This window comes from Actinobacillus arthritidis, from assembly GCF_029774155.1.
Taxonomy (GTDB): domain Bacteria; phylum Pseudomonadota; class Gammaproteobacteria; order Enterobacterales; family Pasteurellaceae; genus Actinobacillus; species Actinobacillus arthritidis.
This window is the reverse complement of sequence record NZ_CP103833.1, coordinates 739,145-752,371: the sequence shown is the minus strand read 5'-3', so window position 1 is coordinate 752,371 and position 13,227 is coordinate 739,145. Positions and strand designations below refer to the sequence as shown.

General features: G+C 37.1%; 6 protein-coding genes and 3 pseudogenes. 7 read left to right on the top strand and 2 right to left on the bottom strand.

Features of this window, described 5'->3' with window-relative positions; translation table 11 throughout:
* The first annotated feature begins 122 nt into the window (after window positions 1-122).
* The 4 genes and pseudogenes from alaS to galU all read left to right on the top strand — a co-directional run bounded on the left by alaS (window position 123) and on the right by galU (window position 5,410).
* Window positions 123-2,747, top strand: coding sequence for an alanine--tRNA ligase (gene alaS, locus NYR89_RS03580; RefSeq protein ID WP_279446370.1), 2,625 nt, complete (start codon window positions 123-125; stop codon window positions 2,745-2,747).
* 88 nt (window positions 2,748-2,835) lie between these two features.
* Window positions 2,836-3,030 (top strand): carbon storage regulator CsrA, encoded by a 195-nt coding sequence (csrA, locus tag NYR89_RS03575; RefSeq protein WP_279446369.1) that lies wholly within the window; start codon window positions 2,836-2,838, stop codon window positions 3,028-3,030.
* A gap of 33 nt (window positions 3,031-3,063) precedes the next feature.
* Window positions 3,064-4,423, top strand: a pseudogene (locus NYR89_RS03570) (phosphohexomutase domain-containing protein).
* A 99-nt stretch (window positions 4,424-4,522) separates the two neighbouring features.
* Window positions 4,523-5,410 carry a UTP--glucose-1-phosphate uridylyltransferase GalU gene (gene galU, locus NYR89_RS03565; RefSeq protein WP_279446368.1) on the top strand — a complete coding sequence of 296 codons (888 nt, stop codon included), beginning with the start codon at window positions 4,523-4,525 and terminating at the stop codon, window positions 5,408-5,410.
* A gap of 46 nt (window positions 5,411-5,456) precedes the next feature.
* On the opposite strand, the gene priC is transcribed toward galU, so the two are convergent.
* Window positions 5,457-5,981 carry a primosomal replication protein PriC gene (gene priC, locus NYR89_RS03560; RefSeq protein WP_279446367.1) on the bottom strand — a complete coding sequence of 175 codons (525 nt, stop codon included), beginning with the start codon at window positions 5,979-5,981 and terminating at the stop codon, window positions 5,457-5,459.
* Between the two features lie 470 nt (window positions 5,982-6,451).
* Between priC and NYR89_RS03555 the strand changes: the two are divergent.
* Window positions 6,452-7,550 (top strand): annotated as a pseudogene (locus tag NYR89_RS03555) (porin).
* 568 nt (window positions 7,551-8,118) lie between these two features.
* Window positions 8,119-9,597 carry a nicotinate phosphoribosyltransferase gene (locus NYR89_RS03550; RefSeq protein ID WP_279446366.1) on the top strand — a complete coding sequence of 493 codons (1,479 nt, stop codon included), beginning with the start codon at window positions 8,119-8,121 and terminating at the stop codon, window positions 9,595-9,597.
* Between the two features lie 78 nt (window positions 9,598-9,675).
* Here NYR89_RS03550 and cpdB read toward each other — a convergent pair.
* A pseudogene (cpdB, locus tag NYR89_RS03545) lies at window positions 9,676-11,652 on the bottom strand (2',3'-cyclic-nucleotide 2'-phosphodiesterase).
* 314 nt (window positions 11,653-11,966) lie between these two features.
* On the opposite strand from cpdB, the gene NYR89_RS03540 reads away from it, so the two are divergent.
* The gene (locus NYR89_RS03540) at window positions 11,967-13,175 is read left to right on the top strand and encodes an acetate kinase (protein WP_279446365.1); all 1,209 of its coding nucleotides are present in this window, start codon (window positions 11,967-11,969) and stop codon (window positions 13,173-13,175) included.
* The last annotated feature ends 52 nt before the right edge of the window (window positions 13,176-13,227 follow it).

Sequence of the window (13,227 nt, the reverse complement as noted above, 5' to 3'; positions counted from 1 at the left end):
GTAAATATAAAAAGTTTTTGGGTAAAAACACGGTTGTCAATTAGCAAAGGAATGAAAAACGTGTAGAATAGCTACACATATATAACCAACCATTTTATTTTAATTTTTAGAGTGTTATTTAAATGAAAACGACTTCAGAAATCAGACAATCTTTCTTGGATTTCTTCCACAGTAAAGGACATACCGTTGTACCAAGTAGCTCATTAGTACCTGAAAATGACCCTACCTTATTATTCACTAATGCCGGAATGAACCAATTTAAAGATGTATTCCTTGGCTTAGAAAAACGCCCATACACAAGAGCAACGACAGCACAACGCTGTGTACGTGCCGGCGGTAAACATAATGACCTAGAAAACGTAGGTTATACCGCTCGCCACCATACTTTCTTTGAAATGATGGGTAACTTCAGTTTCGGTGACTATTTCAAACAAGATGCGATTCAATTTGGCTGGGAATACTTAACCTCTCCGCAATGGCTTGGACTTCCTAAAGAAAAATTATACGTTACTGTTTATGAAACAGATGATGAAGCCTATGACATTTGGAACAAAATTGTAGGCGTGCCGACCGATCATATTATTCGTATTGGCGATAATAAAGGTGCACCTTATGCTTCGGATAACTTCTGGGCAATGGGCGATACCGGTCCGTGCGGTCCTTGTACTGAAATCTTTTATGACCACGGTGATACATTCTGGGGTGGCTTACCGGGTAGTCCGGAAGAAGACGGTGACCGTTATATCGAAGTATGGAATATCGTATTCATGCAATTTAACCGTCAAGCAGACGGCACAATGGAAAAATTACCGAAACCATCAGTAGATACGGGTATGGGTTTAGAGCGTATGACGGCAGTAATGCAACACGTAAACTCAAACTACGAAACAGACATTTTCCAAACTTTAATTAAAGAAGTTGCAGGCTTATTGAATGTTAGCGATTTAGATAATAAATCCTTACGTGTTGTGGCAGACCATATTCGTGCATGTTCATATATAATTGCTGATGGTGTTGTGCCTTCAAATGAAGGTCGTGGTTATGTGTTACGCCGTATTATTCGTCGTGCAGTACGTCATGGCAACCTTTTAGGTGCAAAAGAAGCATTCTTCTATAAATTAGTCCCGACATTGGCAACCGTAATGGGTCATGCTGGCGAAATTTTAACTCAGAAACAAGCACATATTCAAAAAACGTTAAAAGCGGAAGAAGAGCAGTTTGCTCGTACGCTCGAACGTGGTTTAGCACTATTGGAAGATGCGTTAACTAAAGTTGAAAATAATACGCTTTCCGGTGAAGTTGCCTTTAAACTTTATGATACTTACGGCTTCCCACTCGATTTAACCGGCGATGTGTGTCGTGAACGTAATATCACCATTGACGAAGCAGGCTTTGAGGCGGAAATGACCGCACAGCGTGAGCGTGCTAAAGCAAGCAGTAACTTTGGAACTGATTATAACAATGTGATTAAAGTTGACGGTCAAACTAACTTTATTGGTTACGATAAATTAGAAGCACAATCAAACGTAGTTGGTTTATTTAGCAACGGTAAAGCGGTTGATACGATTCAATCAGGCGAATCTGCGGTGATTATCCTTGATCAAACACCATTCTATGCGGAAATGGGTGGACAAGTAGGGGATAGCGGTCTAATTTCAAGTGAAATTTGCAATTTCAACGTAAATGACACCCAAAAATACGGTCAAGTATTTGGTCATATCGGTCAATTAACTTCAGGTAATTTATCTATTGGCGATAAAGTGACTGCATCAGTTGATGCAACTCGTCGTCAAGCGATTACCGCAAATCACAGTGCAACGCACTTACTACATTCTGCATTACGTGAAGTATTAGGCGAACATGTAGCACAAAAAGGTTCATTAGTTTCTGAAAATGTTTTACGTTTTGACTTCTCCCAACCGGAGGCTATCACAAAAGCACAATTAGAACAGATTGAACGAATTGTAAACCGTAAGATTCGTGAAAATATTCAAGTAACTATTGAATCAATGGATATTGAATCGGCGAAGAAAAAAGGTGCAATGGCATTATTCGGCGAAAAATACGGCGATGTGGTTCGTGTAGTTGGTATGACAGAATTTTCGATTGAATTATGTGGTGGTACACACGTTCAGCACACAGGCGAGATTGGTTTATTCAAATTAATCTCAGAGGGTGCGGTTGTCGCAGGCGTGCGTCGTGTTGAAGCGGTAACGGCTGAAAATGCGATTAACTGGTTACAATCACAACAGCAAGTTATGCACCAGTCTGCCGAATTATTAAAAGCAGATAGCACCAATTTAGTTGAAAAAATTCAACAGTCGCAAGAAAAACATAAAAAAGTAGAGAAAGAACTCGAACAATTCAAAGCAAAAATGGTCGCCCAAGCTGGTTCTGAAATTGCGAAACAAGCACAAAACATTAATGGTGTAAATGTCGTTATTCAACGTCTTGAAGGCGTTGAAACCAAAGCGTTACGCACAATGGTTGATGATTTGAAAAACCAACTCGAAAGTGCAGTAGTCGTATTCGGTACAGTCGCAGATGATAAAGTAAACCTCATTGTCGGCGTGACTAAAGATTTGACAGCTAAAGTTAATGCCGGAGAACTTGTAGGCGTTCTGGCACAACAAGTTGGTGGTAAAGGTGGCGGTCGCCCGGATATGGCAATGGCGGGAGGTTCCGAGCCACAAAACTTAGAAACAGCACTTAAATTTGCGAATGAATGGATTCAAGCAAAACTTTAATAATGGATAAATTGTGAGGTCAATGATTGGCCTCACCATAAAAGTGTTATTTAAATTTGATATGGCACTTTTAGCTCGGGAGGTTAATATGCTTATACTCACTCGTAAAATCGGGGAAAGTTTACTAATAGGCGATAATGTTGAAATTACCGTACTCAGCGTAAGAGGAAATCAAGTTAAATTAGGGGTCAAAGCACCTAAAGAAATTTCTGTCCATCGTGAAGAAATTTACCAACGTATTAAAGCATTGGCCGAAGATACTGCTGTTGCAAAACAGGAATAATTATTTATCTACCATATAGTTAAGGACTAATCTATGAGTAAACTCACTTGTTTTAAAGCCTATGATATTCGTGGTCAATTAGGCACTGAATTAAATACAGATATTGCATATCGCATTGGGCGTGCATTCGGACAATTTCTAAAACCAAAAAGCATTGTTGTCGGCGGCGATGTGCGTTTAACCAGTAATGAATTAAAAAGTGCAGTCACTAACGGTTTATTGGATTCTGGTGTAAATGTTATTGATTTAGGACTTACCGGTACGGAAGAAGTTTATTTCGCCACCTCATTCCTCGGTACGGACGGTGGTATCCAAGTAACGGCAAGCCATAACCCGATGGATTACAACGGTATGAAATTAGTACGTGAGGGTTCTCGCCCAATTAGTGCAGATACCGGTTTAGCCGATATTCAACGTTTAGCGGAAGAGAATAATTTCCCGGCAGTAACACAACGTGGTACTTATACACAAAAAAGCGTACAGGGAGAATATGTAGAACATTTGCTCTCTTATATTGATATTTCTAAACTTACTCCGAAAAAACTTGTCATTAATTCCGGTAATGGTGCAAACAGGGCATATTATTGATGCGATTGAAGCACAATTTAAAGCGAATAATGTTCCGGTTGAGTTTGTTAAAGTACATAACAACCCAGATGGTAATTTCCCTAATGGTATTCCTAACCCACTTTTGCACGAAAACCGTGAAGATTCCATCAAAGCTGTGTTAGCACATAATGCTGATGCCGGCATTGCCTTTGACGGTGACTTTGACCGCTGTTTCTTCTTCGATGAAAAAGGTGGGTTTATTGAGGGTTATTACGTTGTCGGTTTATTATCGCAAGCATTCTTAGCTAAAAATAAAGGGGCGAAAATCATTTATGACCCTCGCTTAATTTGGAATACCGAAGAATTAGTAGCAGAAGCCGGTGGTGAAGCGGTAATGTCAAAATCAGGTCACTCATTTATTAAAGAAAAAATGCGTGCAGTAGATGCGATTTACGGCGGTGAAATGTCAGCTCACCACTATTTCCGTGACTTCTTCTATTGCGATAGTGGTATGATCCCTTGGCTATTAACCTTAGAGTTACTCTGTACAACAGGTAAATCACTTAGTGAATTAGTGGGAGCTCGTTTAGATAAATTCCCATCACCGGGCGAAATTAACAGCAAATTAACTGATGCGAAAGCGGCGATTGAACGTGTAAAAGAAGCTTATAAAGACGGTAAAGTTGAAACATTAGATGGTATCAGCGTTGAGTTTGAGAACTGGCGTTTTAATTTACGTAGTTCAAATACTGAGCCTGTTGTACGTCTAAATTTAGAAACACGTGGTAATAGACAACTAATGCAAGAAAAAACAGATGAAATTCTTGCGTTGCTTCGTCAGTAGCCGGTAAAATTCAGTTTAAATGTAACCGCTTACTTTGTAGGCGGTTTTATTAGATATGATGAAAGTCATATTATTTTTATCATTAAGTAAGGATTATCAATGAAAGTTATTATTCCAGTAGCGGGTCTTGGTACTCGTATGTTACCTGCGACGAAAGCAATTCCAAAGGAAATGTTAACGATTGCAGATAAGCCATTAATTCAATATATCGTGAATGAATGTGTTGTTGCCGGTATTAAAGAAATCGTATTAGTTACCCATTCTTCAAAGAATGCGATTGAAAACCATTTTGATACTTCTTTCGAATTAGAAACAATGCTTGAAAAACGTGTTAAACGTCAATTACTTGATGAAGTACGTTCAATTGTGCCAAAAGATGTTACCTTAATGCACGTCCGTCAAGGTCAAGCAAAAGGTTTAGGTCATGCGGTATTATGTGGTAGAGCAGTAGTAGGTAATGAGCCGTTTGCTGTTGTGCTTCCTGATGTGATTTTAGCGGACTTTACCGCAGATCAGAAAACTGAAAATCTTGCGGCGATGATTAAACGTTTTAATGAAACGAAACACAGCCAAATTATGGTTGCACCGGTACCAAAAGAAGACGTAAGTAGCTATGGTGTTGCAGATTGTGCAGGTGTTGATATTCCGGCAGGTGAAACCGCTAAAATTGTGAAAATGGTAGAAAAACCAAGTGTGGAAGAAGCACCGTCTAATCTAGCTGTTGTTGGTCGCTACGTGTTCTCTGCAAACATTTGGGACCTACTTGAAAAAACACCAATAGGTGTAGGTGATGAAATCCAATTAACGGATGCGATTGATATGTTAATTGAACAAGAAACTGTAGAAGCATTCCATATGACCGGTCGTACTTTTGACTGCGGTGATAAATTAGGTTATATGCAAGCATTTACTGAATATAGCTTACGCCACAATAAATTTGGCAACGAATTTAAAGATTTTATTAAGCAATTAGCTAAAACGCTTTAAAGCTTAAAAATAGAGATAAGGACGTAGTGATACGTCCTTTTTTCGTTTATTTTATAAAAGATAATTTCTCTTCTAATCCCTCAATCGCTTCCAAACATTTAGATTTCCTATATTCGGTTTCTAATATTTGTTGTTGAAGATATAGCCTTTCTACTTCATTTGCTTCATAGCTACATTCAATTAACCAGCTAATTTTGTCATTTAATGCTCTTAGTGCTTTACGATATTCAGTTAACCTTCTATTTTCTGGAAGTGAATGAATATTTTTTGGGAAAGAAAATGAAGAGAGAAAATGTTTTTTAGCAACAAACTCAATCTGTTTCAAAGATCGAATAGCTTTATCTAAAGCCTCAAACTGTTTAAATAGTTTCGAGGCATAAACATCGGCATATTCTTTGGATGTTTGTTGTGAAAGCAAGAGAGCAGTATGTTCAATTTCAATAATAAAACGTGAAATTGTTTGTGTGTTTTTAGAGAAAAGATTCTCTGTAATTGTAATTTTTTTATCTTTAAGATCAGCAAAATGTTGTAACTTTTGCTGAATAATGTGGAAGAATTCTTGGTATTTCATAACGATTTTTTGTATTTTTTACTATTATAAAACGATTTTATTTAGATTGTAATCTTTTGTTTTCGTTCAAAAAAACAACTGAAAATTAAGATTTTTTTAAAAATGTGACAACTATCACAAAAAAAATGAACTTTTTGCAAATTTAACAAATATCAATAACGAAACAAAATATCATTAAAATTCAATGAGTTACATAAATGCCAAAAATGAATTTTTTCTCCTTTTTAATGGCTAATTTAGAGAAAATCCTCTGCGTTTTTTAGTAACTCGTTGTTTTTAAATGGTTTATTCACTTGACTACTATAACAATAAGCCCCTATTGACATAAATAGGTGATTTTGCCATTATGCGTTCGCAATCTACATTTACTTAAACTTTCATACAGTAAATGTCAGTTTTGGAAAATTACTCTTACACCTTATCGAGAGTAGTTTTAAATAAACTTAAAATTAAAAATTAAGGTGAACATTATGAAAAAAACTCTAGTTGCATTAGCAGTAACAGCATTCGCGGCATCAGCTTCAGCGGTAACCGTATATGACGCAGAAGGTACTAAAGTACAAGTTGACGGTTCTTTACGTTTAATTGTTGCTCAAGAAAGTAACAAAACACAAGATCCGGCTGGTCATCGTACAGCTAAGAAAAATTCACATACTAACCTAAAAAATGCAAGTTCACGTTTTGGTGTACGTGTAAATCATGATTTAGGTAATGATTTCTATGCGTTAGGTCGTTTAGAAATTCGTTTTAAAGATACCGGCACAGATAATTTCGGTGATTTATACGCAAAACGTGCTTACATCGGTTTAGGTAGCAAACAATATGGTGACGTAACATTCGGTCGTCAATTAACAATCGCTGATGATTACGGTCAAACAGACGATATGTACTATGGTATTGTGCCTAGTTATATCGCAACATCAGGTAACTCTGTAATTCGTTACGATTATAAAGGTATCGAAGGTTTACAACTTGGTGCAAACTATAACTTCGCTGAAAAACGTGATGCAGACAGGTGAAGTATTAGTAAACGAACTTAAAAATGCATACGGTTTCGGTGCTGTCTATGAAACTCAGTTAGCGAATGGTCATACCTTAAACTTAGAAGGTGGTGTGGGTCGTGCAAACTATGTTACAGGAGCAAGCCATAAACATTATCAAGATGGTTATGAATTTGCAGTAGGTTACACTATCGCAGACTTAAAATTAGTGGGTGACTTTGGTTACAAATATGAGAAAGATGGTACAGAACGTGTTAAAGGTTTCTACGTAGCACCGGGTTTCCAATACCAAGTAACACCTAAATCACGTATCTACGGTAACTACTTATATGAGCGTGTAGAAGCTGATAATGATCAAACTTCAGATAAAGTAAGTGATTATTTTACAAATATCAACAAAGCTAAATCTCATGGTTTCTTATTAGGTACGGATTATAAATTACATAAACAAGTTGTAGCTTATGTTGAAGGTAAATATGTTCAGACTAAAGCATATGATGTTCAAGGTAACTATGTTGGTAAAGCAAAAGACAAAGCTATCGGTGTGGGTATGCGTGTTTACTGGTAATTTGTTGCCAATAGCTTAAGTTAATAGCTAAAAGCCCCAATGGTAAAAACTATTGGGGTTTTGTTTTTTTATGACATATTAACCACGGAATACACAGAGTACACGGAAAGAAAGAAGGTATGTTTCCAATACACTATATAGTTTTAGCAATAATCTAAAGGATATTGTATATAAGCTTTCTGTGTATTCCGTGTGTTCTGTGGTTGAATAAAGAAAGTAGCACAAGCTAATATTCCTAAATATATAAACAACTTTCTATTTAACATAATCTACATTATGCGAATGTAAAATAATTGTGACTTTGATAGTATATCTGGTGCTATTCTGTTTAATTTTAATACTATCTATAAGCGGTCAAATTTGTACAGAAATTTGCGACTTTTTATACTAGTTAATATTAACTCTATATGCGAGTTACATATAAGATCACCAAATGCATATTGGTTAATATATATTACAAATTTGTTGTTATCTGTACATATGGTTATAGAAATGAAATAAATCCTTATTATTTACTTGTTGCATATGGTAGACTTTATTTTAGTTTAAAATAGATTAAGGTAGTATTATGTGTAGTTTATTAAACAAATATCAAAGATCGAGTGCAATTCCGTCCTTATTATGCGACTTTTACAAAACGTCACATCGAATCCAATATCCAGAAAATACACAAATTATTTATAGCACTTTTACTCCTCGTAGTAATAAGCAAGCCCCTTATTTGAACCGAGTTGTGTCATTCGGGTTTCAAGCATTTCTTACTAAGTATTTAATTCATTATTTTAACGATAATTTTTTTAATCGTCCGACATCTGAAGTTGTATCAGAATATTCGCAATTTATTGCTCAAACACTACAGTTCAAGGATTCCGGTAAACACATTGCTCAATTACATCAATTAGGCTATTTACCTGTTCGTATCAAAGCGATTCCGGAAGGTAAATCCGTTGCGATTAAAGTGCCGGTAATGACGATTGAAAATACGCATCCGGATTTCTTTTGGTTAACCAACTATTTAGAAACACTCATTAATGTCTGTTTATGGCAACCAATGACGTCCGCTTCAATTGCGTTTGCTTATCGCTCTGCTCTGACTAAATTTGCAGAGAAAACCTGTGATAACCATGAACATATTCCGTTTCAATCGCATGACTTTTCAATGCGTGGAATGAGTTCGTTAGAATCCGCTGAGATGTCCGGTGCCGGTCATTTAACCAGTTTTCTGGGTACGGACACTATCCCAGCGATTTCATTTATCAGCAGTTATTATGGTTCACAGAACTTAATTGGCACTTCTATACCCGCTTCTGAACATTCGGTTATGAGTGCGCATGGTGTGGATGAGCTACCTACTTTCCGCTATTTAATGCAGAAATTTCCGGATAGTATGTTATCCATAGTAGCAGATACGACCGATTTTTGGCATAACATTAGCGTTAACCTGCCATTGCTAAAAGATGAAATTATGGCTCGCCCTACTTATGCTAAAGTGGTTATACGCCCTGATAGCGGTGATTTTTTTGCAATTCTTTGCGGAAATTCGACCGCTTGTAATGAATATGAACGTAAAGGTTTAATTGAATGTTTATGGGATATCTTCGGTGGCACAATTAATACCAAAGGTTATAAAGTTTTAGACTCACATATTGGGGCAATTTACGGCGATGGCGTAACTTACGATAAGATGTTGGCCGTATTGGAAGGACTTGAGCAAAAAGGTTTTGCTTCAAGTAATATTGTATTTGGTGTCGGGGCGCAAACTTATCAGCGTAATACGCGAGATACGCTAGGTTTTGCTGTAAAAGCCACTTCAATTACAATCAATGGTACAGAAAAAGCCATTTTTAAAAATCCTAAAACAGATGACGGATTAAAAAAATCACAAAAAGGTCGAGTAAAAGTAATTGCTTTCGATCATTATATTGATGGGTTAACCACTACAGATGATTTTTCTGATGATCTATTAGAACTGATTTTTGAGAACGGTAAATTAGTGAAACAGATTAGTTTTGATCAAATTAGAGCGAATATTAATATGCAACGATAAAACCATGGAATACTCAGATAGATTAGATAAAACATCAGTGTAATCCGAGTATTCCGTGGTAATTAAAAATAACGCAAATTATTTCGTTAAATCAACTTGATATACCGCAAAACCAATTTCGTCTGTGCCGACTAAAGTCATTGGGTATTGTGCTTTTTCTTTAATAAATGCTCTGCTTTTTCGGTTGGAGAAGTTTCAAAACGAACATCTAACTTCGCTTGAGCATTAATCGGTGCAATACGCCAGTTTTTATCTGCTGTCGGTACAACATGACCGTTAGCTTTACTTTCTGCCGAGATGTAATTAGAAAGAACTTGACGGTTTTCATCCGGTGCGACAAACACAATATGGCTATCGCCGGTACCCGGGAATTTACCACCATATGCACGATAGTTGTTAGTTGCAATCAAGAACTCTTGTTTAGGATCAACCGGTTTTCCTTTGAAGGTTAAATTCACCACACGGTGTGAATTTTCATTGATTAATTTACATTCGCCATCGTAACGTGCCGGCTGAGTAATATCAAATTGGTACTCTACACCATCGATTACGTCAAAGTTATAAGTACGGAACCCCGTCCAATCTAATAAACTTTGAGGTTGTGTGCTAGCCGGGTCAATTTGTTTAAACATTCCTGCACTACATTCTAACCACTCTTTTAACTCTGCTCCTGTCGCTTTTACGACCACTAAAGTATTTGGATAGAGATATAAATCCGCCGCATTACGGAAAGTTAATTGACCTTTATCCACTTCGGTAAAGCCGGTCGGATCATTTTTACGACCGCCAGCTTTAAATGGTGCACCAGCACTTAATACCGGTAAGCCTGCGAGTTCTGGTAAGCCTTTAACTACGACGTTTTCCACATAAGCTTTTTGTGCTTGGTTTACAATCTGAATTGTCGGGTCATCTTGCACTAATGCTAAGTAGCTATACATATTATCAGTTGCTTTACCGATAGGTTGCGACACAAATTTACGAGTTGCTTCGTGAGTTTCTTTAAGTAATGCTTGCAATCTCTGGATGATTCTCAACCGTTGCTTTTTTCGTCTCGGCGTTATAAATCGGACGAAGTGCCGCTTTACCATCTACCACAGCCCATTTACCGTTTTGTTCTGCTAAACTGAGGTCAATAACACTAATATTATTAGCCCAATAACCTGCCATACTTTCCGGAACACCCTTCATTGTGCCTTTTGCAATATCAGCATTTGGCGATTGTGCAAATTCTTTATTCGGGAATAAACGGTGTGAGTGACCAAAAATAACCGCATCAATACCTTTAACATCAGCAAGATAGAACGCGCAGTTTTCTGCACCTTCTTTATACGGTTCGTCAGATGGCCCTGTATGTGCTAATGCAATAATCACATCTGCTCCTTTTGCTTTCACAATCGGTACATATTTTTCAGCCGTTTTCACAATATCACGTGCTTCTACTTTACCTTCTAAATTTGCTTTATCCCACACCATTACTTGCGGCGGAACAAAACCGATATAACCGATTTTTAAGGTTTGTGATTTACCGTTGGCATCAACAATGGTTTTTTCTTGAATAAAATAAGGTTGGAAGAAAGGCTCATCAGTACCCGGTTTCACGATATTGGCATTGATGATAGGGTGGTTAGATTGTTTAAGGACATTACCTAAATAAGTTAAACCATAATTAAACTCGTGATTACCGATAGTACCGACATCATATTTCATTGCATTTTGGGCTTTCATTGCCGGATCGGCTTTGCCTTCTTTTGAACCCACCGTCGCCTGATAATCGGCAATCGGGTTACCTTGGATCAAGTCACCATTATCCACTAGCACGCTATTTTTCACTTCTTTACGAGCTTGTTCGATTAAGCTTGTCGCACGAGTAAAACCGAATTTCTCAGTCGGAGCATCTTTATAATAATCGAAATCTGTTAGGAAACCGTGGACATCAGTGGTTGCAATAATACGTAAATCCGCTTGATTAGCACCTTTTGCAAAAGCAAATTTATTCGTTCCTAGCACAAGCATCGCACTTGCACCAAGTTGAATAAAACGTCGTCTGTTTAACATAGCACTCTCCTCTTGTCTAAAGTTAAATTAAGAAATCTGTTAAATTTCATATTGCAAATTATTGTAAGAAAATAACCGCTTATTCTCTAGCTCTTTTTACCAATTTAGTGAACAACACCACATTATAAATTTGATAACTCAGTAAATTGTACTGGAAATGATGGGATGTGTTAAATTTTCAGCTGTTTTTCAGGATTTTTTGGAATAGGAATTTATTTTATGTGCCGAAAAGTGTATTCTTATAAAGACGTACACATATTTTTGTGTGTCAGTTTATCAATCCTTTCATGAACAAAAGAAAAAAGGTGTTTGACATGTCTAAAAACTTAATCCTTATCCTTAACTGTGGTAGCTCTTCGCTAAAATTTGCCATCTTAGATCCTAAAACGGGTGACGAAAAATTATCTGGTTTAGCAGAAGCATTCAATTTAGAAGACGCACGTATCAAATGGAAATTAAACGGCGAAAAAGGCAATGCAGATTTAGGTGCGGGAGCAAGACATAGCGAAGCATTAACATTCATCGCAAATCAATTATTATCCGAAGAATTAAAATCAAGCATTGGCGCTATCGGTCATCGTATCGTTCACGGTGGTGAACAGTTCACCTCATCTGTAGTTATCAATGACGATGTAGTTAAAGGCATCGAAAACGCAATTCAATTCGCACCACTTCACAACCCGGCCCACTTAATCGGTATTCAAGAAGCATTCCGTATTTTCCCTGAATTAAAAGAGAAAAATGTTGCAGTATTCGATACGGCTTTCCATCAAACTATGCCGGAAGAAGCATTCCTCTATGCACTTCCATATAACTTATATAAAGAGCATGGTATCCGTCGTTATGGTGCACACGGTACTAGCCACTTATTCATCACATCACAAGTTGCTGAATTAGCAGGTAAACCAGTAGATCAAACAAATGCAATTATTTGTCACTTAGGTAACGGTGGTTCTGTATCTGTTGTTCGTAACGGTAAATGTATTGATACTTCAATGGGCTTAACACCATTAGAAGGTTTAGTGATGGGTACTCGTTCAGGTGACATCGACCCTGCAATCATTTTCTACCTATACAAAAACTTAGGTATGTCAATGGAGCAAATCGAAGATACGTTAGTGAAAAAATCAGGTCTTTTAGGCTTAACAGAAGTAACTAGCGACTGTCGTTATGCAGAAGATAACTATGACGATGCATCAAAACCTGAAGCAAAACGTGCATTAGACGTATATAGCTACCGTTTAGCAAAATATATCGGTGCATATATGGCAATCTTAGGTGATTCTCACTTAGACGCTATTGCATTCACAGGAGGTATCGGTGAAAACTCGGGTCACGTTCGAGAATTAGCATTAAATCACTTAAAATTATTCGGTGTTAAATTAGATGCAGAACGTAACTTAGCCGCACGTTTCGGTAAATCAGGCACTATTACTGCAGATGACTCAACATTCAAAGCGGTAGTCATCCCTACAAACGAAGAATTAGTGATTGCACAAGATACAGCTAAATTAGCATTATAATTTCCAAGGGCAGATCTTCTGCCCTTTTACTATTTCACATAAACGGAATTAA